13 protein-coding genes are annotated in these 24,957 nt (G+C 57.2%); 2 read left to right on the forward strand and 11 right to left on the reverse strand.

The annotated features are described in order from the left end of the window. Positions 1–107: 107 nt before the first annotated feature. Positions 108–545 carry an REP-associated tyrosine transposase gene (locus H616_RS0112275; RefSeq protein WP_027967629.1) on the reverse strand — a complete coding sequence of 146 codons (438 nt, stop codon included), beginning with the start codon at positions 543–545 and terminating at the stop codon, positions 108–110. Positions 546–826: 281 nt separating this feature from the next. Here H616_RS0112275 and H616_RS14965 point away from each other — a divergent pair, with 281 nt between their 5' ends. Further along, positions 827–2,224, forward strand: a complete 1,398-nt coding sequence (locus H616_RS14965; protein WP_051234281.1) for a cytochrome P450 — start codon at positions 827–829, stop codon at positions 2,222–2,224. 17 nt (positions 2,225–2,241) lie between these two features. Here H616_RS14965 and H616_RS0112285 read toward each other — a convergent pair whose 3' ends face one another. The 10 genes from H616_RS0112285 to H616_RS0112330 all read right to left on the reverse strand — a co-directional run bounded on the left by H616_RS0112285 (position 2,242) and on the right by H616_RS0112330 (position 23,926). Beyond that, positions 2,242–3,495 (reverse strand): glycosyltransferase, encoded by a 1,254-nt coding sequence (locus tag H616_RS0112285; protein WP_035573190.1) that lies wholly within the window; start codon positions 3,493–3,495, stop codon positions 2,242–2,244. Then, the gene (locus H616_RS0112290; RefSeq protein ID WP_084155939.1) at positions 3,492–4,763 is read right to left on the reverse strand and encodes an aminotransferase class I/II-fold pyridoxal phosphate-dependent enzyme; all 1,272 of its coding nucleotides are present in this window, start codon (positions 4,761–4,763) and stop codon (positions 3,492–3,494) included. The genes H616_RS0112285 and H616_RS0112290 overlap by 4 nt, the downstream gene beginning before the upstream one ends. A gap of 35 nt (positions 4,764–4,798) precedes the next feature. Further along, entirely contained in the window at positions 4,799–12,394 is a 7,596-nt protein-coding gene (locus H616_RS0112295; protein ID WP_027967632.1) for a type I polyketide synthase, read from the reverse strand. Positions 12,395–12,414: 20 nt separating this feature from the next. Next, on the reverse strand, positions 12,415–14,010 hold the full coding sequence (locus H616_RS14970) for an LTA synthase family protein (RefSeq protein WP_035573192.1): 1,596 nt from the start codon (positions 14,008–14,010) through the stop codon (positions 12,415–12,417). Next, entirely contained in the window at positions 14,007–14,807 is an 801-nt protein-coding gene (locus H616_RS0112305) for an SDR family NAD(P)-dependent oxidoreductase (protein WP_027967633.1), read from the reverse strand. Before H616_RS0112305 ends, H616_RS14970 begins: the two co-directional genes overlap by 4 nt. Continuing rightward, positions 14,786–16,039: a capsule biosynthesis protein gene (locus H616_RS0112310; protein WP_027967634.1), complete on the reverse strand. Its 1,254-nt coding sequence runs from the start codon at positions 16,037–16,039 to the stop codon at positions 14,786–14,788. The genes H616_RS0112305 and H616_RS0112310 overlap by 22 nt, the downstream gene beginning before the upstream one ends. Beyond that, entirely contained in the window at positions 16,040–18,088 is a 2,049-nt protein-coding gene (locus H616_RS0112315; RefSeq protein WP_027967635.1) for a capsular polysaccharide biosynthesis protein, read from the reverse strand. A gap of 102 nt (positions 18,089–18,190) precedes the next feature. Next, a complete protein-coding gene (locus H616_RS0112320; RefSeq protein ID WP_027967636.1) occupies positions 18,191–21,007 on the reverse strand; it encodes an FAD-binding and (Fe-S)-binding domain-containing protein in 2,817 nt (938 codons plus the stop codon). 42 nt (positions 21,008–21,049) lie between these two features. Then, positions 21,050–22,204 (reverse strand): FMN-dependent L-lactate dehydrogenase LldD, encoded by a 1,155-nt coding sequence (gene lldD, locus H616_RS0112325; RefSeq protein WP_027967637.1) that lies wholly within the window; start codon positions 22,202–22,204, stop codon positions 21,050–21,052. A 21-nt stretch (positions 22,205–22,225) separates the two neighbouring features. Then, positions 22,226–23,926, reverse strand: a complete 1,701-nt coding sequence (locus tag H616_RS0112330; RefSeq protein WP_027967638.1) for an L-lactate permease — start codon at positions 23,924–23,926, stop codon at positions 22,226–22,228. Positions 23,927–24,175: 249 nt separating this feature from the next. Here H616_RS0112330 and H616_RS0112335 point away from each other — a divergent pair, with 249 nt between their 5' ends. Next, positions 24,176–24,955 carry a GntR family transcriptional regulator gene (locus tag H616_RS0112335; RefSeq protein ID WP_027967639.1) on the forward strand — a complete coding sequence of 260 codons (780 nt, stop codon included), beginning with the start codon at positions 24,176–24,178 and terminating at the stop codon, positions 24,953–24,955. Positions 24,956–24,957: the final 2 nt, after the last annotated feature.

A 24,957-nucleotide genomic window follows, 5' to 3' on the forward strand; every position in this document is an offset into this window, starting at 1 on the left:
CGGTTTTGTGGGAGCTGGATTTATCCGGCGACTGATTGATTCTTGCGAGGTGGTTGGAATCGCCCGATAAATCGGGCCCCTACAGGGGGCGGGTGGTTGGTATTGCGTTACAGTAGCCAAATGGTGTTCCAATAGGGGTAGTCGTTGATGTTGTCGACGAGTTTTGCGCGAACTGGGTTGGCGATAATGTAGCGTGCTGTTTCGCGAATGTTTTCTTCCTTACGTAAGGCGTGGTCGTGAAAGCCGCGCTGCCATATTCCACTGCCAAGATCCCATGATACTCGTGCTTTGTATTTACGGGTGGCTTCTGAGAGGCCCTGATGTAGGTTGATTAGCCAGTGAATATGGTCTGGCATTATGACGTAGGCTAGTGTCTGGGCATTTTTCTGTATGGTCTCATGGTAGAAGTGATGTGCCGCGATGGTGGCGTTCTCGGGGTTAGTGAAGTGCTTTTCTCGATTTTTTGTCACGATTGTTATCAGGTAGTAGTGGTTTGGTAGTGAGACTCGGCCTTTGCGTAGTGAGTTGCCGTGAGGTTTGTGCATGGGGTGATACCTGAGCAGTGAGTTGGTCGTAGTATAGTTCTTGTTTTCTGGGTGGAATCGCCCGATAAATCGGGCTCCTACGAAGGTCAGTACAGCGATGGCTTTTGCCTGTGGGGTTTGGTTTTTGTGAATTAGTTGGAATCGCCCGATAAACCGGGCTCCTACGAAGGCCAGTACAGCGGTGACTTTTGCCTGTGGGGTTTGGTTTTGGTAGGAGCTGGATTTATCCGGCGATGGGGTTGGGGTGTTCAATGGGTTGATTCAGGAGCTCAGGAGGGGTCTTGGAAAAAACAGTGCAGCCAACGGCGTCTGAGCCGGTCAAGGTGCCGATGCCGCCGGATGGCGCGAGTCTTGTGAAGCGGATGTCTATGGCGCGGCATAATCTGCTTTCTGTATGGCAGGAGCGTGACTACCGGGTTAAAAGCATTCGCTTTCAGGTGTTGAATCAAGATTATGTGATCTGTAACAGCCCGCAAAGTGTGCGGCATGTGTTCATGCAGGAGCATGCGAACTATGACCTTAAAAGTCCGCAGATGCGTCAGGCGCTGGAGCCGTTGCTGGGTGATGGGCTCTTTGTCAGTGATGGTGATCTGTGGCGGGAGCGGCGTAAGGCGTGTGCGCCGGCGCTGAGTAATCAGTTACTGCCTGGGTTTTCTGATGTGATGAGTTCCTCTGCTCAGGAAACGGCACGCCACTGGCGGCAGCTTCCGGCGGATCAGCCAGTGGATATGCTGGGTGAAATGGCGCGGTTGACGGCGCGTATCATTGGTCGGACGGTATTTGGTGATGATACCCGAGAGGAGGAGGCGGCTCAGGTGGTGGCGGGGTTTACTGAGTATCAGCGCCATGTGGAGCAGCTTGATCTGGGCAGTACGCTTGGGCTGCCATTGTTGAGCCTGTTAGGGAACCCTTTGCGCCGACGCCGTACGCGTTATTCGGCGCAGCAAGTACACGATATTATCGACCGTATTATTGATCGTCGTGAGCAAGGTGATGCGAGCGACTTCAGTCTGATCGACCATTTTTTGCAGCGGGGGTCGGCGCAGACAGGGAAGTGTCCGATGAGCCGTGATGCGGCGCGTAATGAGGCAGTGGTGATGTTTATGGCGGGCCATGAAACCACGGCCAATGCGCTGACATGGGCTTGGTATCTGCTGGATCATGACCCGCAAAGTATGGATCGCCTCCACCAGGAGTTGGATGACGTGCTGCAAGGTCGTGATCCGACATTTGCTGATGTAGAGCGCTTGCCGTTTACCCGGGCAGTATTTGAGGAGGCGATGCGGTTGTATCCGCCGGTACCCTTGTTGAGCCGTCAGGCGCGTGAGTCTGACCGAGTTCTCAACCGGGATGTTCGGCCCGGTACGGTTATTCTGGTGCTGCCATGGTTGCTGCATCGTCACCGGTTGCTTTGGGATAATCCGGATCATTTCGTGCCTGAGCGTTTTATGCCTGATAGCCCGCGGCCTGATAAGTGCGCCTACCTACCCTTTAGTGTGGGGCCGCGCGTGTGTTTGGGAAAACGTTTTGGCTTGACGGAAGCGATTCTCTGCCTAGCGACCTTAGCGCAACATTTCCGCCCGCGCAGAGTGCCGGGCCATGAGGTGAGTATTGATTGTCGTTTGACGCTTCGCCCAGCAGGTGGGATGCCAATGTTTCTGGAGCGGCGGGTTGGTTGAGGGTGAGACGTGAGTCGTTAGTGGTGAATGGGTTTTTCAGCTAGGCAGCTTTCGAGGATGTCAGCGGCGTTAGCTGCGCCGTCGGACGTCTGTACGGCGCTGGAGAGTCTTGCGGCTTCCTGGCGGAAGCGGGGTTCGTGGAGCAGCCGCTCAAGGTTATTGATCAGTTTTTTGATACTGACTCGGCGTGCGGGCATGCGTAACCCGAAGCCGTGCTGTACGCCAATTTTTGCGTTGAGTCGCTGTTCGTAATGAGCCGGTAGAGCCAGCATGGGCACGCCGGCTGCCAGCGCTTGATACATGCTGCCGTTGCCACCGTGGTAAATCATGGCCTGGCAGTGCTCCAGAAGCTTTGAGCCGGGCGCGTAGCGGGTCAGCCGAAAGTTAGCGGGAGCCGCATCGAGGGTGGCCTGGCTGGCTTGGCCGCCGGTAGTCACCAGAAAGCGGTAGGGTAGCTTGGCGAATTGAGGGTAGATGGCGTTCAGGAACTGATCCAGTAACCCTGTGGATCCCATGGTGATGTAGATATTGGGGGTGTTGTCCCGAGCTTCTGTCTCAAGCGTATTTTCAAGTTCTGCAAACCAATCGGGCAGCGGTGCCTGCATGTCGGGAAAAATAGGCCCCACCATGTGGTAGTCATGGAAGCGTTTCGGTAAGGGGTAAAGTCCGGGCAAGTCTGGCGAGATCATCGGCATTCGGTAGAGCTGCTGGAAGGCGTCGGTATCCGCCAGGCCATGCTTGAGATACAGCTTGCGGCGTATCTTGGCCAACAGGTAGCGGTCGTAACCCCAGGCGGCGTAGTAGGTGAGTGCCGGCGGCGTTAGTAGGCGGGCGGCATAGCCGTTCATGACGCCCGCAACAGGTCGCCCGGTAATATAGGCTGCCGTACTGGTGCTGACGGTGGCATCTGCCACGACCAGGTCTGGGGCGACGGCTTCAATAGCACTCACCTGTGACTCGGTGATCTTGGTCAAGGGAGACCAGTGACGCAGGTGGGCCAGGTCCCAGAGTGATGCACGCCACCCGAGTCGCTGAAAGCGATCCCAGGCGTAAGGTAAGTTGGGCTCACGGGCATATATCAGGCGAAACCCGGCTTCTTCGACAAGGTGAAGCCGTGAGTCGGGGTGAGTCGGGTCATCGCCGGCAAATACCACTTCGTGTCCACGCTGGCGCAATACGTTGGCTATCTCGATACAGCGCAGCGTATGCGCCAGAACCCAGCCCAGCGGAAAGAACAGAATCGTTGATGGCTTCACTGTTTGAGTGCTCACGTCAAAAAGCTGCCCAGTGCCTGAAGCGTGGTGTCAATTTGTGCCTTGCTGTGCTCGCTTGATAGAAAAAAGCGCAGTCGCGCGCTTTTTTCCGGTACGGCGGGGTGAAGGATCGGCTGGACATTGATGCCATGTTCGAACAGCTGGTGAGAGAGCTGGGCGGCAAGCGGTGAGCTGCCAACGATGACCGGTACAACCGCAGCGCCGATGCTGTGGCCGGTATCCAGTCCCATGCCACGTGCCTGCTCAAGAAAATATTGCGAGATGGCGTGCAACCGCTGCAGCCGTTCGGGTTCTTGCTGCATCAGTTGTAGTGCTGTCAGTGACGGCGCTGCCACCTGAGCGGGTATGCCGACGCTGTAGAGAAAGCCTGGCGCCAGATAGCGCAGGGTTTCCACCAGCGGCTGACAGCCAGCGATATAACCACCGCAGCCCGCCAGGCTTTTGCTCAGGGTTCCCATCCAGATATCCACATCGTCGGCGGAGACGTCGAAGTACTCGCGTATGCCCAGGCCACGCTCACCAAGGACGCCGAAGGAGTGGGCTTCGTCAACCATCAGCCAGGCTTGATGTCGGCGTTTGATATCGATGAATCGCGGTAGGTCCGGCACATCGCCGTCCATGCTGTAGAGCCCTTCGATGACTACCAGTACGCGCTCGAAATGATGGCGATGGCGGGTTAGCAGTGCGTCTAGTGCGTCGCTATCGTTGTGAGCGAAGGAGATACGTTTGGCCCCCGACAGCTGGGCGCCCACCAGCAGGCTGTTGTGGCTGTATTCATCGTGCAGGATGAGGTCGTTGGGCCCCATCAAAAAGCCCAGCGTCGAGATGTTGGTGGCGTGTCCGCTGACGAAAACCACGGCGTCATCGACGTCGTAGCTGTCTGCGATGGCGCGCTCCAGTTGTTGATGCACCGGTCGTTCGCCAGAGACCATCCGGCTGGCCGAAACCGAGGTGCCGTAGCGTTCTACGGCATCGCGGGCGGCCTGGTTGAGGCGGCTGTCACCGGAAAATCCGAGATAGTTATAGCTGGCGTAGTTGATATAAGACTGACCGCCGATCGTGGTGGTGGCACTTGCACAACCTTCGTGAACACGAAAAAACGGGTCCTGTACGCCCAACTGGCCAGCACCCTGGCGCATCATGGTGATCTGCTGGTAGCCGGGCTGTTGGTCAAAGCGGGTAAAGCGTTCTGGCACCTTGGCACCGGCGGCGGGTTCCGCGTTGGTGGTAGCTGGCGCTTGCCGAGTGCGTTGGCGTGCCTGCATCAGCAGTTTGGCTTTGAGCGTGTCTCGATGCTCACTCACTGGGTACTCTCCGAGCCTGGGACGTCATAGCTTTCTGCTCCGTGGCGTGCGGCCAATGAGGCGAGTTCAGCATCGCTGTTATTGGCGTCGGGTTTGGCTTGATCCATCCGTGTCAGCAGAACGTTGGCGAGTTTGTTGATTGTGGAGGCTTCGCTGAGCACCATGACAGGAACCTGTACGCCAAGACGAGACTCGATAGCGGTCATCAGCTCTACTCCCATCAAAGAGTCGAAACCCATGTCGTAGATGGAGCGGTTCACGTCGATCCTGTCTTCATCGGCCAGCAGAATGGCGGCCAGCTCTGCACGCAGCAGCTCACAGAGTGTGCTGTGCTGTTCTTTCGGGCTGAGTCCGGCAAGTAATGCGGAGATGTCACCACCGTCATCATGACTGTGGTGTTCATCATCGGCTTGACGGGAAATTTCATTAAAACGTGGTGCTTCGGCATTAGGCAGCGAACGACGCAATGCGCTCCACTCCAGTTCCAGCACGCCCAGCGTTGGCTCGGATGATCCGGCCCTGGCGGAGCCAGTGCTGCCATGCCCCGCATAGTGGATCAGTAGCTGTTCGAGTACGCGCAGAGCGTCGTCGGAGTGCAGGGCCGAGCCGCCCAGTCGCTCTTGCAGTGCATCACGGGTGCGGGTGTTGCGGGCTAGGAAACCGACATCGTCGATGGCGCCCCAGCGCAGGCAGCTGGCCGGCAGCCCTTGGGCGCGGCGAGCGGCAGCCAGTGCTTCTAGCCAGTGGTTGGCGGCGACGTAGCTGGCTTGTCCGGGGTTGCCGAACAGAGTGGTGGCCGATGAGTACAGCACAAAGAAGTCGAGCTGATCGTTGCGTGTCAGGGCATCAAGGTGGCGGGCACCGTCGATTTTGGGTGCCAGCACCCGAGCGATACGCTCGGCGTTGAGATTGCGGATCAGGCCGTCGTCAATCACCGTGGCTGCGTGAACGATTCCGCGCAGTGGGCTAAGGCGCGTGCGGCAGTCATCGAGCAGTGTGCTCAGTGCTTGGCAGTCAGTAATGTCGCAGGCTGCCGCAATAACCTGTACACCCTGGGCTTCAAGCTCAGCAACGGCGGCTTTTGCGGCATCGCTGGCAGCGCCGCTGCGACCCACCAGAATCAGTTGGCGGGCACCGCGGCTGGCAAGCCATTGGGCTGTTTTCAGTCCAAAACCGCTCAGTCCGCCGGTAATCAGGTAGCTGCCAGTGTCTGGCAGCGTCAGGATGTCGCGGCCAAGGGTGTGCGGTTCTGCTGGCTGTAGCGGTTGATCGTGGGTGACCACTATCTTGCCAATCTGGCGCGCTTGCTGCATGTAGCGGAAGGCATCCACTACCTGCTGGCTGGAAAAGGCGGTGTAGGGCAGTGGCGTGAGGCTGCCGTCGGCAAACAGACCCATGAGCTCACTGAACAGCTCGCTGGTCAGTTCGGGCAGCTCCTTCATCAGCTGGTCGGAGTCGATACCGAAATAGCTGAGGTTGTTGCGGAACGGACGCAGGCCGACCTGAGTGTTGGCGTAGAAGTCGCGTTTGCCAAGCTCCAGGAAACGGCCGAAAGGGCGCAGTGCCCGTAAGTTCTGGTGAATTGCCTCTCCGGCCAGCGAATTGAGTACCACATCGACACCGCGGCCGTCAGTGGCATCGAGGACTTCCTCGGCAAAGGTCAGGGCGCGGGAGTCGTAGATATGCGTTACGCCCATCAGATGCAGGAAGTCGCGCTTGTCGTCGCTGCCTACGCTGGCATGGATCTCCGCACCGAGCCACTGGGCGACCTGTATGGCGGCAATGCCGACGCCGCCAGCGGCACCATGAATCAGTACCCGCTCACCGGGTGCCAGCCGTGCCAAGTATTTCAGCGCGTAGTAGACGGTGAAAAACGCCGTGGGTAGGGTGGCGGCAGCGGCAAAGCTGTGCCCCGTGGGAAGTGGTGCGATGGCTAGGTGGCTGGCAATCAGCCGGTCGCTGAAACTGGCCGGGCCAAAGCCGACCACGGCGTCGCCCACGCTCAGACCGCTAGCATCATCGCCGAGTGCTTCGATGACGCCGGAAAACTCAAGCCCTAAGGTGGGGCCGGCGAAACCATTTTCGATGGCTTCATCGGACAGCAGCCCTAGGGTGTACATGACGTCGCGGAAGTTGAGGCCGGTGGCCTTGACGCGAACGGTGACTTCTCCTGGGCCGGGCTTGGGTAGCGGGTGGGCTGTCCAGGCCAGGTTGCGCAGCTGGCCAGGCAGCTCGAACCCCAGGCGCATACTCTGCTCGGGGGTATCGGCGCGGCGGATAGCTGTTGAGCTGGGTGCTGGAAGCGTGCGAAGCCGAGTGACGAAGCGCTGCCCCTGGGCATCCAGCACGATTTCGGTTTCGGCATCGGGGGTGCTCAGCTCATCGGCCAGGGCGTTGATTTGCACATCGCTCAGCGCAGTGTCTGGCTGGCCTGATGAGAGATCGAGCAAGCGTACTGTGTAGCCGCTGGACTCGTTGGCCAGCGAACGGCCGAAACCCCACAGAGCGGCGTCCATGGGCACCTGTGCGCCTTGTGGCTGGGCCAGAGCGGCACCAGCGACGGGTGACGCGTCGGCCCACATGGCCGCTACGTCGCGGGTAATCAGCCACAGGCTGGCCTCGCTGCCCAGCGGCTCCAAGTGGTGCGCCAGTGCCATGGCCTGGTCACAGCGGGCGTCGCCCTGGCGTAAGTCAACGCAGGTCAGCGGCGTGCTGTTGTCGTCCAGCTCGCTGCACAGTACCGCGCTGCCTCCCCGGGCGCTGAGTGCGCTGATCAGTCGTTCACCCAGTGCGCGACTGGGCTCGTCGACGAGAATCTGTAGCGGGGTTGTTGCGGTACCTGCTTTAGTTTCTGCGTCTGCTGCTATTTCCGCTTGTGCCGCCTCAGTAACCTCGGGCCAGCTGGCCTGGAGCAGATACAGGCCGCGCCCAGCGTCACCCAAAGATAGCTGTTCGATGTTACTGGCACCAAGGCGTTTGAGTTCATCGACGACAGCACTGGGTGAGGTGGCCAGCAAAGGAGTGCCAGCGCCACTGTGCTGATCATCGTGCAGGCCCGGTGTGGCCAGCAGCGCATCCAGCCAGGCGCTGGGATGGGTGCCAATCAGCAGTAGCTGGGCGCCAGGTGCCAGGCGCTGGGGTAGCGCTCTGAGCAGACGACAGGTGCGTTCAACGTGGCTTGTCTCAAGGCTGATTAACGCCAGTTGAGCGGGCGGCAGAGGTGCATCGTCGCTACCCAGCACTTCCAGGTCGATCAATGGGAGGCGTTCCTGCAACTGTTCAGCCTGATGTTTGGCACTATCGCCCACACTGAGCAGACCAAAATCGCAGCGGTCGGCATGCTGCAGGCTGTATAACTGTTCTGACAACGCAGGGGTGGCGGGTCCGGCTTCCAGCAGGCGCAGACGTTGTCCAGTGGGTAGCTGGTTGAGTACGTGACTCAACACTTCCTGCAAGGTGCCGGCCAGACGGTGCCAGCTATCGGTGCCGGGTAGTTGGCGGCATAGAGTCGCCAGGCTGTCGGTAGAAAAACCCAATGACTCGGCGTTGTCATGTCCGGCAAGCAGTGCTGGCAGATGACGGCCCAAGCGACCGAGCTTGTGCACTGGCGCAAAGTGATCCGGGTAGTCGCGTACCAGCAGCTGCCAGATACTGGCTGCAGGAATGTCGTCTTCTGTGCTGTGTAGCTGCCAGCCGTTATTGTCTGCGACTAGGCGCTCGGCGTCCTGCAGCTGCTGAATCAACTGGTCGAGTAGGCGTTGGGCTTCTGGCTGCTGACGCGTCAGCTCACGATAGCGGGCGTGGGACAGGTGGCCAGAATTATCGTTTAGACCGCTCAGCGCATCAGCGGCAAAGGCGTCGGCCAGGCTATCGAGCAGCGGATCCACTTCGTTGGCAAAGCGAATTGCACTGGGGGCTGAAAAGTCGGCGGCCAGTTCTGCCACGGCGGTTTTTAGCGGTGCCGGATCAAGTGCTTGAATGCTGTTCAAGCGGGGTGCCGGCGTGAGCTGCACGTCCAGGTAGCTGAACTGTTGGTGGTGCTGGCGCTTGAGACGAATGGCACGGAAGCGAGTTTCATGGAGCACAGCGGTGGCGCGTCCCTGAGCATCGTAAAGTGCAAAATCGGCGGTGAAAGAGTGCGGCGCACGCTTGAGGATGGTGGCGTGAGCCAATGCTGGCTTACCCCTGTTGGCCAGGAGTTGCACGCGACCAACCTGTACCGGCACAAAGGCCAGCCCGCGATCTTCCAGGGCGTTACCGCCGGTTCCATGGGCGCTGGCCTCGTGAGCCAGCAGCGGGATGAACAGCTGGAAGGCACTGTCGAGTATGCCAGGATGCAGATACAGGTCGTCGCACTGCTGCTCGATGGCCTCGGGCAGGGTGATTTCGCCGATTACGCCGTCATCGGTGATCCAGGTGCGGGAAATGGCCTGGAAAGCTGGGCCATAATTCAGGCCAAGCCGAGCCGCCAGTTCTAGGTGCTGCTCGCGGGTGATGTCGGGTTTGCGCTGAGGTACCGCTGGCGCTTTACGGCGTAGCAGGAAACCGCGACTCTGAGTAGTTACCCGGGCGACGGCGTTGAGCTGCCACTCACCTTCGGCTAACGGCTCTCGCGAATGGATTTCGATGCGGCCATCATCACCTGCCAGATGCAGGCGCATGTTGCGGCCCTTGGGGCTATCGAGAAGTAAGGGCGCGCGAATCTCCAGCGCTTCGATGTCTATCAGCGGGTTGTCGCCACCGTGATGGGCGGCCGCCAGTGCCAGTTCAACGAAGCCAGCGCCGGGAAAGACGGCGCTTTCACCCACCACATGGTCGGCCAGCCACGGCAGGCGGCCGGTATCCAGCTGGCTTTCCCAGGTGTTGTGCTGCTGAGCCAAACGGTAGCCCAGTAGAGGGTGCTCATAGTAGCGCTCAAGCAGCCGGAGGCCGCTTGAGGTGCCGCTGATCCAGAAGTGCTCATGCTGCCAGCAGTAGTGTGGCAGTGCCACGCGGCGTCCGGCCACTGGGAAGGCGCTGTTTTGATTGTATGCCGCGCCGCTGAGCAGCGTCTGGCCGACGGTCTCGTTGAGGCATTTTTCGGCAGGGCGCTTACGCTGCAGTGTGGCGATTACCTTGCCGGGCTGCTCACGATCGCGCAGAGCATCGTTCAGGTAACGGCGCAGGATCGGGTGAGCGCCGATCTCAATAAACACATTGCTGCCGGTGTCGATCAGTGTGTTGACCGCATCATTAAAGCGGACAGGCTGGCGAATGTTCTGCCACCAGTAGTCGGCGTCCAGCTTACTGGTCGGTAGCTCAGCCCCAGTGACGGTAGAAATGTAGGTGATTTGGCCAGGCTGGGGTGCAATGTCAGCCAAGGTGGTGGTGATGTCTGCCTGAATGGCGTCCATGGCTGGGCTGTGGAAGGCGTAGTCCAGCGGCAGGCGCTTGGCGACGATACCTTGTTGGCTCAGTGCGACTTCCAGGTGGCCCAGTGCCTCGGCGTTGCCAGCTAAGGTGATCCCGCCTGGGCTGTTAATGCCGGCCAGGTACACGTCAGGGTAGTCGCCGCTGTTGAGCCAGGGCTGGATATCCTCGGCACTGATGGATGCCGCGCTCATTTCGCCTTGCCCGCGGGTTTTGCCCTGGAAGTAGCTACGATAGTGAATGACCTTGACGGCATTCGCCAGGCTTAGGGCACCAGAGGCCCAGGCAGCGGCAACTTCTCCAACGCTGTGGCCAGCAACTGCCGCTGGAGCAATGCCGTGGGTGGCCAGTAGCCGAGTCAGACCAACCTGCACGGCAAATAGCGCAGGCTGGGCGATTTCTGTCAATGTCAGGCGGCTGCTGCCATCCTCCAGCGTGCCGTTGCGGCCTTCCAGTTCTGCGCGCAGTGAATAGTCACCGTGCTGCTGATAAAGGGCGTCGACTTCGTCGATTGCTGCGGCAAATACCGCTGAGCTGGCCAGCAGCTCAGCGCCCATGGTGTCCCATTGGCAGCCGTTACCTGCGTAGATAAATGCAGGGGCACTGGCCTCAGCTAGGCGTTCACCGCGGAGGGTCTGAGGATCGGGCGCCGCGTCGCTGTCGGCCAGAGCCGCAAGTTTTGCGATGGCATCCTGGCGGTCGCTGACCATCAGCAGGGCGCCGTCGCGATGCTGCTCGCGGTGGTGGCTCAGGGTGTAGGCGATATCGTAAAGGCTGTCGTCGCTGCGCTTTAGCCAGTCGGCCAGACGGCCTGCAGCAGCCCGAAGTGCCGGCTCGCTGCGGGCGCTGAGCTGCAGAGGCAGCGGTCGTGGGTGTTGGTTTTCTGCCGTCGCTGGGGCTTCCTCAGCCTCAGGCGGGCTTTCCAGAATGACGTGGGCATTGGCACCGCCGAAGCCGAACGAGTTGACGCCAATAATCAGGCGGCCTTCACGCTTGAGTGGCTGGGCCTGGGTGACAACCTCAAGGTTCCATTCGTCAAACTTGATGTTGGGGTTGAGTGTGCGAATACCGATGGTGGCAGGTACTTCACGATAGCGCAGGCTGTACAGCGCCTTGGATAATCCGGCCGCGCCAGACGCGGTTTCCAGGTGGCCAAGGTTGCTCTTTACCGAGCCAATCGGCAACGGTGTGGCGCGCTGCATGGCCAGGGCTTCGCCGATCGCGCGGGTCTCGATTGGATCACCGACGGCGGTGCCGGTGCCGTGGGCTTCGAGATAGTCGATGTCGTTAGGGTCGATGCCTGCCTGGGTATAGGTTTCGCGCATCAGCGTGGCCTGAGCGTCGATACTGGGCACTGTTAGGCCTGATTTGTAGCCGTCGGTATTGACTCGTGAGCCTGCGACAACCGCCAGGATGGGGTCGCCGTCGGCTACTGCCTTATCGTAGTCTTTGAGTAGGAATATGCCTGCACCTTCCGAGCGCACGTAGCCGTCGCCATCAGCATCGAACACGCGACAGCGGCCATTGGCCGAGAGCATGCTGGCCTTGGAGAACACGATAAAGCCGTAAGGGTGCATGTGCAGGCTGATGCCGCCGGCCAGCGCCATCTCGCTCTCGCCGCTGCGGATTGTTTGGCAGGCTTGGTGAAAAGCCACCAGTGATGATGAACAGGCGGTATCGACAGCCATGCTGGGGCCGCGAAGATCGAACAGATAGGAAATGCGGTTGGCGGCAATGCTGGTGGTGTTGCCGGTAGCGGTCGTCGTCCCCAGAGCGGCCAGATCATCGGCTAGGCGAAAGGCGTGGTCGGTGGTGGAAATGCCGATAAAAACACTGCAGCGGCTGCCGCGTAGGCTGGAAGGCGCCATTCTGGCGTCTTCGATGGCTTCCCAGGCGAGTTCCAGCAGCATTCGCTGCTGGGGGTCGAGATGCGTGGCCTCTCGCGGGGAAATGCCAAAAAAATCAGCATCAAAGCCGCTGATGTCGCCAACGCTGCCGGCAGCAAAGGTTACACTGGTGCCCGGATGCTGACGATCAGGGTGCTGGTATGCCTCTTGGCTCCAGCGGTCTTCAGCGACCTGGGTGACTAGGTCTTTGCCTGCCTTGAGGTCTTGCCAGAAAGTGTCGGTGGTGGTGCCTGGGAAACGGTGAGAGGCACCAATAATGGCCACACGTTTAGTCATTTCTGCTCCTGCGGGTGACGTCAAGGCATCATGCCTCTGTTGTTGGGGGCTTTATGTGCAAGGATAGCGTTGAGCAGCTCAATCCCCAATTGATCCACACTTAGGTGGCTAGGGGGCGTTATTTTCCCTGACTTTTGCGTTGACCATATCAAGTAGTCCGTCTTGCCGTCCGGTTCGCCCAGTAGGGCATAGGTTGCCGGCATGATCGGTACATGGTCACCGTACCAGCACAGTAGCCCCCCATTGGGGCGAGCTTCTAGCTGTTGGCGTAGTGTATCAATCATTTGGTCTGCATTACTCAAATGGCGCAAGTAGATCAGCAGGTCATGGTAATGCGCGGCACTGGCCTGTGACTGGTGAGCGCTGGTTAAACGCTGCTCATCTCCTGCTCGGCGGTCCTCTAAGTGCAGTGGGCCGTGGTTTTCCATGGTAATCACATAGATGAACAGCGGCTTTGTTGTATGGCTCGCTTTACGCTGCTCATTGCTTTTCGGATCATCCTGTTTGGCGAATATTCTGTCCAGCACGCGGGCCACGGCGGCATCGCTGATGTATTGGCCATCACGCTCTTCTGCTGTGAAATGGCTGATATCAATAAACTCATCAGCACCTAGCGCAGGCATGACTCGGTCACGGAAGTAGAAACTGGCTGGGTAAGGGTGAATGACTACGGTGTGATAGCCCAGCTGTTTGGCCATGGTTAGCAGACTGGGAACGGTTTGCTTGACCAGCTGGCGATACGGAGAGAAGCGATGCACTCCCAGGTCATTTGGCGTCAGACCGGTAAGAAAGGCGGCTTCTGTGCGCACGGTGTTTGCGCCCCAGGCCGGCACATCCAGAGTGCCGTGGTCGAGGCTTTCGCTGGTCAGTTTGTCCCAGTGGGCCAGTACGCCGGTGTGTACGTGCTGGCTCCAGCGGCGGGGGTCAAAAAACGACTCACTCTGCACGGCGATGACATCGGGCAATGTGACGTCGTCATTCTGAGTTTGCGGGTGTTGAAATGCGGCGGGCGAGTGCCGAGTGTCAATGGGCAGATGCTGCAGGCGGGCGTAGCTCCACATGTAGCCGTAGAGCCCAAGGTGTGTCAGGTCGTGCACTGGGTCGAGAGTCGCCGCAGGTAGGTATTTCAGCCCGTGCAGTAGAAGCAGCAGCCCCACGGTAATCTGTGCGGCGATGCCCGCCGCAAAGAATGCCATACCCAGGGTGCCGATCAGCCAGGGTTCAATCCAGAGAAACGCAGCAATGGCTGCTGCGCCCGCCAGACTGGCACCAATGGCAAGCCAGATGCCGAAGAACGGCAAATAAAGGCGCGGGTGACGCACTGCGTCAACAAAGTATTCGAAGTCCTGATACAGAAAAGGCTCTTTCAGTGAGCGCCACTTAGCCAGGTTGGTCTGTAGCAGGACGAGCTGTAGGCACAGGATAAAGGCAGTGGCAAACCATGGCCGCTGCACCACCAGAAGAAAGGCAGAGTAGAGCAGCAGCCAGCTGGCCAGGTGAACTTGCAGTGCAGCGACTGGACGCTGCCGTAAGGGTAAGGGAGCGGGGCGAACGAGGTGCTCCATGGCTACGCTGACCAGCGCGCCTGCCACCAGTGCTAACAGCCAATTGATCATGGTTGGTTACCACGGTGTTTGCTGTCGCTGAGTTGACTGCCATAGCCAAGCCAGATGACCAGTCGCTGGGAAATAGCCGCTGGTAGTACGGCAAGGCACCAGCTGCCGATATTCAGTGGGAAAGGGAAGCTGATGCGTGCCCGGTTGCGCTCAACACCGCGGCGAATCGCTCGAGCGGCGCGCTCAGGGTGCCACTCCCAGGGCTTGGGGCCGAGCATGGCGTCGGCCATGGGGGAGCTGACATAGCCAGGCATGACCACGCTGACACCGACGCCATAGGGTGCTAGCCAACCGCGCAGAGCCTCTCCATATGCTTTGATACCGGCCTTGCTGGCACAGTAACTCGGCGTGACCGGCAAGCCATACCACGCCGCTAGAGAGCTGATGAATACGAGCTGCCCACTGCCGCGGGTACGCATGGCTGGGGCTAGCTGGCTGGCCAGCATCATCGGAGCTTGTAGGTTGACTTCAAGCAAACGTTGGCTATGTGCGGGAGACTCTCCTTCGCCGTTATTGGAAATGTTAATGCCAGCGTTGGCGATGACCAGGTCGGGCAGGGCGTCGCCACGTAGCTGTTCAAGCCAATGGCGGCGTGCCTCAATATCAGTCAGATCAACAATTTGAGGTTCGGCACGGGCACCATATTGGCGACACTGTTCAGCCAGGGCGTTGAGCACGTCGGCGCGTCGGCCCTGCAGTAGTAAGTGGTGGCCAGCACGCGCGTACTCTAGCGCCAGGGCTTGGCCGATTGCACCACTAGCACCGGTAATCAGGATCAGGCGGTGTTGGGTAGGCATGCCAGCATTTCCTCGAGTGGCGAACGATCAGCTTCCAATAGGGTGGCACTGTTACGGATGGCCAGGTCCATACCTGTATTGCAATAAAATCCCCCATTGACCTGAGTGCAGTAGCGCAGCGTTGTTAGAAAGCTTTGCAGTAAGGTGGCATCTGGGCGCTCGTTTTCTTCCCAAAACGCGTTCAGTGTGGCGCTGCTGGTCAAGCCATGGATGGCGTAGATAGGGTCGCTAAGAGTCAGAGTCGGGCAGCGATGCTCAAGCGCCACTAACCCAGCGGTGCTGTTGACCGTGACCATGCCTGACGCGTTGGGTAGTAGTTGGTTTAAGTCGCCAGACTCCAGGTAGACTACGCGCTGCTCAAGCCCCAGTGCCATGGCTTTGCGCTGGATATAGCCAGCATAGTCGAGTAGCCCCATGTCCAGCGGATGGTTCTTGATGACCAGTTGAGCCTGTGGTTTAGCATGAGCGGCAAAAGAGGTCATGACATCAGAAATGACATCACGCATGTCTTTGAAGCGTGAGTGGTCGCGTATCTGGGCATCACCGTTGAGTTGTAGCGGTAGTACGAAATAAGGTGTTTTGCTATTGACCAGTTGATTGATGCGCTGGGCGGCCTGCTTACGGTAACGCAGGCGTAACATGGTAAAGCGCTTGAGGTAACCGGCATATTCCATAGGAGCCGTCACCGGCGCATGGTTGCGATAGTGAGGGCAAACCAATGGGTTGACTAAGCCCGCCAGGTGATAGGCCACATCGTTAAGTGCTCGTACCTTGAATGAACTGCGAAAGCGGATAGCGGGCGTTGGCCCTAGGCGCTCGGCGGCCGCGGTGAACCAGTCGGGATTGCGCGGCAGCAGGGAGTGGCCATTGACTCCCTCGCGTTCCAGTGTGATCCAGTGAGGGCGCAGGTAGCCCTCTTCGAAAACATGCGTGCGTACGCCATGACTGGCAGCATGCTCTATCGCAGGGCGATGCACTGGACGGCGGTCACCAAACATGACTTGATCGGTAATGGCATAGCGCTGCCAGATATCGGCAAGAAACGCCGGCAGGTCCGACAGCTTGCCGCGAAACGTATCGCAGGGCAGCCCCAGTCGGAAGGCGTAGTCGCCTCCGTTGAAGTTGAGCACGCGAACACGGTGGCCTTGGCAAACCAGGTGTTGAGCAAGGCGTCGAAAGAACGTAGTGCAAGGCCCCTGAAGCAGTAAAAATGAGCGTCCATCTGCGTGCATCTAGTGTCTTCCGATAAAAGTGTTGCGATACCAGCGGTAAAGGCTGTGGGGTAGATGGCGCAAAGTGTGCTGCGTGTTGCTCTGCATCATGCTGTGAATGACCATCTCTGTTACGGTTTCTGCATTGACTACTTGGTGCGAATACGGGTCAACGTAGAGAGGGTAGAGAATCAGGCATCCGGCGACTAATTCGTCGAGCGAAAGCTTTCGCTGGCGCCTTGGGCAGCATGGCCCGCGCTCTTCAGTTAATCCCCATCCAGCATAAAACGGTGTGCCGTAAGTAACGACATGACAGCCGCGCAGTAGGGCTTCAAACCCAGCCAGTGAGCATAGCGTATGCAGCTCGTCTGCCTCTAGCAGCAAGTCGGTAATGCTGACATCAGTAATGCACTCATCATACAGCGCTTCACTGTCGGTTTCGAGACTACCCAGGCGGGCGCCGCTGACCACATCCGGGTGAGGTTTGTAGATCAACCAGGCGTCAGGGGCCGCGGCACGAGCTTGGCTCAGTAGTTCGCTGTTAGTCGTGAACCATGGTGAACCGTGGCGCACAGAGGCGTCAGTTTCGACCTGGCCGATGACTAAAAGGGTTCGCTGATCGTTACGGCGACGTGGTCGAGAGTGGCCAGCGCTGTTGATGTTGTATTTCGACAGACCGCTTTCAACCAGGCGCTCCCGCAAGCGTTTAGCTCGTTCGAGCAGGTGGGGAGGGAAATCATGATTGGCGAGTAGCTGCTCCAGGTCACTGGGGTGCTCAGGGTCGTAGTGAATACCGCAGCTGTCCACCACAAGAGAAAGGGGTTTGACTAGGTCTACCCCAAGGCCGACAGAGCGAATAAAGCCATCTTCCATCCGCCAGACAGGTGTATCGCGAGCTGCTGCTGGCAAATGTTTCACGGTGTCCTGCTGACTTGACCAGACCAGTAGCTTTTCTGACGGGGTTGGTAGGGCTTGCGCTGGCTGAGCTTGATGGCGCAAGTGGGCCAGTTCACCTAAAAAGTCTCCGACAAAGCGGCGTTTCCAGCGGGAAAAACCTACCCCAAGCCAGTTCCCGGCCAGCTGTGTATAGCGGCGTTTTTGGTCGCTAATTAGGTCTATGGTGGCTTCTAGGCTGCTGGCTCGGCCGGTATAGGGGTTGGCGTAGCGGCAGTAACGCAGGTAGGTGGCAGCAAATACTTCGTCTAAACGGCGTGTTACGCCACGCCGTGAGCAGCTGACGTGATCTTGAGTTAACCCCCAGCCAGCATAGAAAGGCATGCCGTGACAGACTACCTGGCAGCCGGCCAGTAACGCCTCGAACCCAAGCTGACTGGTAACAACATGTACGCTATCTACGGCATCAAATAGGCTCCAGGGGCTGATGTCTTCGGCGATCAATTGGCAACGTGGGTGCATTCGCGCTGCTTTCAGCAGGTGGCCTTGTTTGTGTCCGGAGACGACGTCAGGATGAATCTTGACTAAAATATCGGCGTCGGGATGCTGTTCTAGCGCGGCATCGAGCATTTGTTGAAATCGCTCGGCATCGGCCAGGCCGTATTTAATAGAAGCATCTCCAGCTGTTTGATCCACTACCAATACTTGGGGCCGAGGGCTATGGGGAAGTGGGCGCTCTGGGGCGTGATTGTATTTCGACAGTCGATAATGGCGTAAAAGCGCCATGCAGTTTTTGGCGCGCTCTAACTCTTGTGTAGAGAATGTTGCGCTGCTGATGACTTGCTCAAGTTCTGAAGGGCGGGTTGCATCGTAGTAAATGCCAACCGTGTCTACGACCAGACTGTGGGGCTGATAGCCGCTGACGCCGAGGCCCCAGGAGCGCAGGAAGCCGTCTTCCAGTGCGATATAGGGGAGGTCTCGCCTTTTTGCTTGCTGCCGAGCCTTGCGGCTGGTGGGCTTGCGGCCCCAGCCTAAGATGGCGTCAGGTCGATGCCAAGGTTTCATTGCGGTGAAACCTTGGTAGTCACTCAGGCAGGCAGCAAGAATGGCAAGCTGGCTAATACTGCGGTTGGCACAAACAGCAAGCGGGCGACGCGCGCGGGGAGAGTTGTCCATGCGGTCTCTTGTTAGTAAATGATGAGCAAATTTGAGCGGGCATGTTACCTGAAATGCTGTGTGGGCATATAATTACGTTATAGTCTGTGAATCAGCTTCCAGTTATTGTTTTGGCGCTTTCATCGGTTGAGTGACCCTGTCCACCAAATACACTAAGTTGTGGTAATCCACACCACTGTGGCTGCTTAGACCTATCTCACAGGTGCGGCTGGTAGATACTCCTTCGCTACAGTGTTGTACCGCCGGTTTTAGGGTGCGCAGGGCATGGTCATTTAGCTCTGGAAGGGAGAAGCCTTTGTCGCCAGCGAAGCCACAACAGTGTATATCTTCGGGTATTACTACGTTAGTGCTGCATTGGCGGGCAATATCTATCAGTGCCTGCCCCTCTCCTAAGTGCTGGGTGCTGCAGGTGACGTGGACTGCTATTGCGTCGCTTTGGGGAGTAATGCTTAGTCGGTCGAGCAGGTGATTGCGAATAAAACGCACAGGATCATATATATCCAAGCCGTTATCCGGCGCGTTTAGTAACTGCAAGGTGCAGGGGCTGGTATCGCAATAGATAGGATAGCGGCCGTTATTGCTCGCCATGGTTAACGCCGCCAGGAGTTCACGACGTTTTTCCTCCGCCTGTTGTGGATACCCTTTGGAGGCAAAAGGCTGGCCACAGCAGAGCGATTCCATGGCCGTAGGAAAAATCACCTCATAGCCTGCTTTTTCCAAGAGTTGACGGGTTTTTTCGACTAGGGGCTGCTGTTCTGTATCAGAGCGTGCTGGGCCCATGACGTGCGAAATACATGCTGGCAAATAAACGACTCGGGGGTTTCCAGCAGGCTGGGGCGTTGCCGGCGTTACCCAGCGTACCGGTTGTGGCGTGGCAGGGGTCCACGTGGGAATACGCCCACCACTGAGCCGTTGACTCATGTTGGCCCAGCGCTGCAAGCGTGGAGCACCCAGCAAGCGATTAGCGGTATTGGCGGCACTGAGCACTAGGCGCGCACCTTTGAGTGTGGTGGCAACATGCCCAGCCAGCCAGTCGGCCCGAGTATGGTGGGTTGCTTTGTCGGCGCGTAGTTCACGCACCAGGTCACCGGTATTAATACCGACAGGGCAGCGCTGAGCGCACAGGCCGGTGGCTGCGCAGCTATCTATTCCCTGGTATTGGTACGCCGCCTCCAGCTCGCTAACATCTATTCCTGCACGTTTTTTGGCTTGAATATCGCGCCAAATAACAATGCGCTGTCGTGGCGTTAGGCTCAGGCCGTTCGAAGGGCATACTGGTTCGCAGAAGCCGCATTCGATGCACTTATCGATAATCTCGTTCGCGGCGGGTAAGGGTTTGAGGTTTTTTAGGTGAATTTCGGGATCTTCCGATAACACCACCTCTGGGTTCAGAATGCCGTGTGGGTCCAGCAGGTGTTTTATCTTCCACATTAGCTGGTAGGCGTCACTGCCCCATTCCAGCTCCACAAAGGGTGCCATGTTGCGACCTGTGCCGTGTTCAGCTTTCAGCGATCCGTTAAACTCCACCGCTACCAGCTGTGCCACGTCGCTCATGAATGCCTCGTAGCGGGCCACTTGTTCAGGGTCGTCAAAGCCCTGTGTGAACACAAAATGCAGGTTCCCTTCTAACGCGTGGCCAAACAGAATAGCCTCGTGGTAACTGTGTTTTTCAAACAGTTCAATTAGACGGTTAACGCCCTCTGCCAATTGCGCGATGGGAAAGGTAACGTCTTCAATAATCACCGTAGTACCCACAGGCCGAACGGCGCCGACGGCAGGAAAAGTGCCTTTGCGGATGGCCCATAACTGGTCCGATAGCGTCGCGTCCTCAGTAAAATCTACCTGCTGTTCTATGTGAAACGGTGCTAAGACAGCACGTACTTGTGCCAGCTGTTCTTGCAGCAGCAAGTGGCCAGAGGCGCGAGACTCAATCAGCAAGGCGCAAGCGCCATCAGAGAGTTGTTTGATCCAGTCGGGCAGGCCTGGCTGGTTTTCCACCGAGCGCATGCTGCGCCGGTCCAGTAGCTCTACTGCTGCTACTGGCTGTTGTTTCAAAAGCGGTACCGCCCGACAGCAGTTTTCCACATCACTAAATACCACCAACGCAGTGGCTTTATGAGGGTACTCAGGCACGGTGTTGTAAGTTACCGAGCTGATAAAGCCTAGCGTGCCTTCTGAACCAACCATTAAGTGAGTCAGAATGTCTATCGGGTCGTCAAAATCGACCAGCGCGTTCAGCGATAGCCCAGTAGTATTCTTCATTCGGTATTTGTAGCGAATCCGCTCTGCCAGCGCGCTGTTGGCGCGGGTATCGCGGCCCAGCTGTGCCAGTTTTTCCAGCAGTTCACCGTGGCTGGAAGTGAACGCAGCTACGCTAAGTGGGTCTTCGCTGTCTACTACTTGACCATCCGCCAGCACTAAGCGCATGGCGCTAAGGGTTTGGTAGCTGTTTTGTGCGGTACCGCAACACATGCCGCTGGCGTTGTTAGCCACAATGCCGCCGATTTTACAGGCATTGATGGACGCGGGATCGGGGCCAATCTTTCGCCCCAGCGGGGCTAGTGCTGTATTGGCTTGAGCGCCGATAACGCCGGGTTGAAGTCGAATGCGGTCGCCATCATCCAGAATGTCTCGCCTATTCCAGCCATCACCAAGAACAATCAACAGGGAGTCGCTGATGGCTTGGCCAGACAAGCTGGTACCTGCTGCCCGAAAGGTCACAGGCACTTTATGTTGAGCGGCAAGCTGGAGTAAGGCCACCACTTCGCTTTCGGTAGTAACCCGTACTACCCGTTTGGGAATCAGGCGGTAAAAACTGGCGTCGGTGCCGAAGGCGAGTGTTGACAGCGGGTCGTCAAATCGACGATCTGCTGGGATGAGCCGATTTACAGCACTGACAAAATCGGTAGGTAAACGCATAACAGACTCCCTGGTTATCTGTTGTTAATGACAGATACGCCGTTACTGCGCGGCCTGTTTTAACTCACGTACGAGTAAATCAGTATTGATGTCGCTGATGGTGCGGGCACCAGTCAGCACCATGGCGACGCGCATTTCTTTTTCAATCAGTGTTAGAAGATTGCTAACACCGGCTTCACCGTCGGCTGCCAGGGCATAAATATACGCTCGCCCAAGCATGGTGCAGTCAGCTCCTAGTGCCAGCATGCGCAATACATCTAGGCCGGTGCGTATGCCTGAATCTACCAATATTTTTATGTCGCCTTTTACGGCGTCGGCTACCGCAGGAAGTGCCCGGCAACTGGAAAGCACGCCATCAAGCTGACGGCCACCGTGGTTAGAGACAACAATACCGTCGGCACCAAAGCTGACGGCGTCACGCGCGTCATCTGGGTCAAGGATGCCCTTGATCAGCATGGGGCCATCCCAGAACTCGCGAATCCATTCCAGATCCTTCCAGGAAATGGATGGGTCAAAGTTGTCGCCTAGCCAGCCCATATAGTCTGCTAAGCCGGTGGGGTTACCTCGGTATGCGGAAATATTGCCCAGATCATGCGGTTTTCCCAGTAGCCCCACATCCAATGCCCAGCGCGGGTGGGTCATGGCCTGCAAGAGGCGCCGGCTCGACGCGAAGGGGCCGCTCATGCCTGAGTGGGCATCGCGGTAGCGGGCACCTGGAACCGGCATATCAACGGTGAATACCAAGGTGGTTACGCCTGCTGCCTTGGCCCGTTCCAGTGCGTTGCGCATGAAGCCACGATCTTTCAGCACATACAGCTGGAACCACATGGGTTGGTCGATGGCTGGGGCGACTTCTTCAATAGCACACACCGACACGGTAGACAGCGTAAACGGAATACCATGATGGCTTGCGGCACGAGCAGCCTGTACCTCACCACGGCGAGCATACATGCCTGTTAAGCCCACGGGCGACAACCCCACCGGCATCGACAGGGTGTTATCAAACAGCTCAGTGCGAAGATCCAGCTCACTCATGTCATTCAGCACCCGTTGACGCAGGGCGATATCTGACAGGTCCTCAACATTACGCTTGAGTGTACGTTCGGCGTAGGCACCGCCGTCGATATAATGAAATAGAAATGGCGGCAATCGGCGCTTGGCAGATGCACGGTAATCGGTAGAGGCGGAAATGATCATCAGACATGCCCTGTCAGGTGGTTAACGAGCCATTAACGGATCACTGATGCCCAGTACATAAGCGGCAAACAGCGCGATAATGCCGGTCATCAGCACGTAATACAGCGTTGGCCACACGGTACGGCGCAGGATAGCGCCTTCACGGCCCAGTAGTCCTACGGTGGCAGAGGCAGCCACCACATTGTGAATAGCCACCATATTACCAGCTGCCGCACCAATGGCCTGAGCCGCTACGATCAGGGCGCTGGAAAGCCCCAGGTTGGTCGCCACGCCGAACTGGAACTGACTGAACATCATGTTAGAGATGGTGTTCGAGCCAGCGAGAAAGGCACCTAAAGCACCAATGGTTGGTGCCACCAGTGGGTATATGCCGCCGACTGTCTCCGCAACATAACGAGCCATCAGGATCGGCATGCTAGGCAAGTCGGCGGCGTTAACGCCAGAGTTGATCAGAATACGCACCATGGGCACGGTGAATAAAAGTACAAACCCTGCGCTGAGCAATACGCCACTGGATTCTTTAACCGCCTCACCCAGCTCTTTCAACTTCATACGGTGCAGAAAGAAAGTTGCCAGCACCACTATCACTAAAATACCGCCAGGCAGATAGAGCGGCTGAATACTCGCGTTGATACCTGCTTCACCCAGCAGGTTGTTGAAGCTTATCGAAACCGATTTAAACAATGTAGTGACCTGCGGGAACACTCGGCTGATCACTAACAACAGAGCCACCAGCAAATAGGGGCACCAAGCGCGAAAGCTGCTCATTTTATTGCTGGTTAGTTCGTCAAGCTTCATCTCAATGGCACCCAGCCATTCTTGTGGCCAATCTGCCTGGTCAGCGAAGTCCCAACTGTTTTTGGGTATTAAAAAGCCCATGCGAGCAGTTGTGGTGGCCACGGCAAGGCCAACTAGGCCACCTATTAGGGCAGGAAACTCTGGCCCCAGAAAAATGCCAGCGAGCATGTAAGGTACGGTAACCGAAGCTCCGGCAAATAAGGCGAAGGGCAGCACTTCAAACACTGATGTCCAACGCTTGGTTTTACCTGCCCCAAAAAAACGCACCAGCATGATCACCATGATCATCGGCATCAATGTGCCCACCAGCGCATGAATGATCGCTACCTGGCTGGTGATTATTTGCAGGTAAGCATCCCAGGATGAGCCATTGGCAGATAGTTGAGCACCGATGCTGGCGTGGTCTAACCCAGAGTTAATGCCCACAATAATTGGTGTGCCTACAGCACCGAAAGACACCGGTGTGCTTTGCACCAGCATGCCCATTAATACTGCTGCCATGGCTGGAAAGCCGATAGCTACCAACAGCGGTGCAGCAATAGCGGCTGGTGTGCCAAATCCAGAAGCTCCCTCAATAAAGCAACCAAATAGCCAGGCAATGATGATGGCCTGAATTCGTCGGTCTGGACTGATGCTGGAGAAACCGGCTCGAATGACAGTGATGGCGCCAGAGTGTTTCAGCGTATTAAGCAGTAAGATGGCACCAAAAATGATCCACAGCAGCCCTATGGTCACCACTAACCCTTGCAAGGTGGAGGCGAGTATTCGATTAGCACTCATGTCCCAGGCAAATAAAGCGATGCCCACACTGGAGAGGTACACCAGCGGCATGGCTCGGCGCGCAGGCCAGCGTAGCCCGATTAATAAAATGCCAGCAAGCAAGATAGGGACGAACGCAAAAAAGGCGAGTAGGCCGGTAGACATAAAGTGCTCTCATATTTGTTATTGGCAGATATTTGTAAATTGGTAATACCAATTTGCATGGCGTAATGTCGAGAGTAGAAAATCAACATAGAGACTGTCAATTTGAAGGGGGTGAACTTTAGTCGATTTGTGTCTGTGTGTTTTTATGAAGTTATTGAATAATAAGAAGTAAAAAGTTAATTTCTTAGATTGGTCTTACCAAGAAATAGCGGCGCTAAAAAGACGGTAAAGTCAGGGAGGGTGACTAAGATGGAAACGCAACAGATTCGCCGGCGTCGGCTATCTGACACCATTGTGGAGAAGTTGGAAATCATGATTCTTGAGGGCGTGTTAACGCCCGGCGAGCGATTACCTGCTGAACGTGTACTTGCTGAGCAGTTTGGGGTTTCACGGCCATCATTACGGGAAGCTGTGCAAAAACTGATCGCTAAAGAGCTGCTGATTAGCCGTCAAGGGGGAGGTAATTACGTTAGCGACAAGCTCGGATCGAGCTTTACCGACCCACTACTGGTGTTGCTAGAAAGTCGGCCGGAAGTACACAAGGATCTGCTGGAATTTCGTCTCACGCTGGAAGCGGACTGCGCCTACTATGCGGCATTGCGGGCCACTGATGTAGACCGTCAGCATCTGCAAAAGGCGTTTGACACGCTACAAGCCTGCTATGGCTCTTCCAGTTCCCGAGCCGAGGAGGGGGCTGCCGATGCAAGTTTTCACATGGCCATTGCCGAAGCTAGTCATAACATCGTTTTGCTACACACCATGCGTAGCCTGTTTGATATGCTTAAGCACAATGTTGTTACCAATATTGGTGGCATGTATGAGTTGCAGGGTGAGACTCGCGAACGCCTTGTGAGCCAGCATGGTGCACTATTCAGCGCTATTATGGATGCTCGTCCTGATGATGCTCGTCGCTTCGCTGGTGAGCATATTCGGTATGTGCAAGATGTATTGGTTGATAACCGAGCAAAAGAATTGAGAACAGCTCGGTCGCAACGGCGTGAGCTATTGGAAAATAATAAAGCTAAATAAGA

Origin of the sequence: Halomonas halocynthiae DSM 14573, from assembly GCF_000425725.1 — a bacterium.
GTDB lineage: Bacteria > Pseudomonadota > Gammaproteobacteria > Pseudomonadales > Halomonadaceae > Halomonas > Halomonas halocynthiae.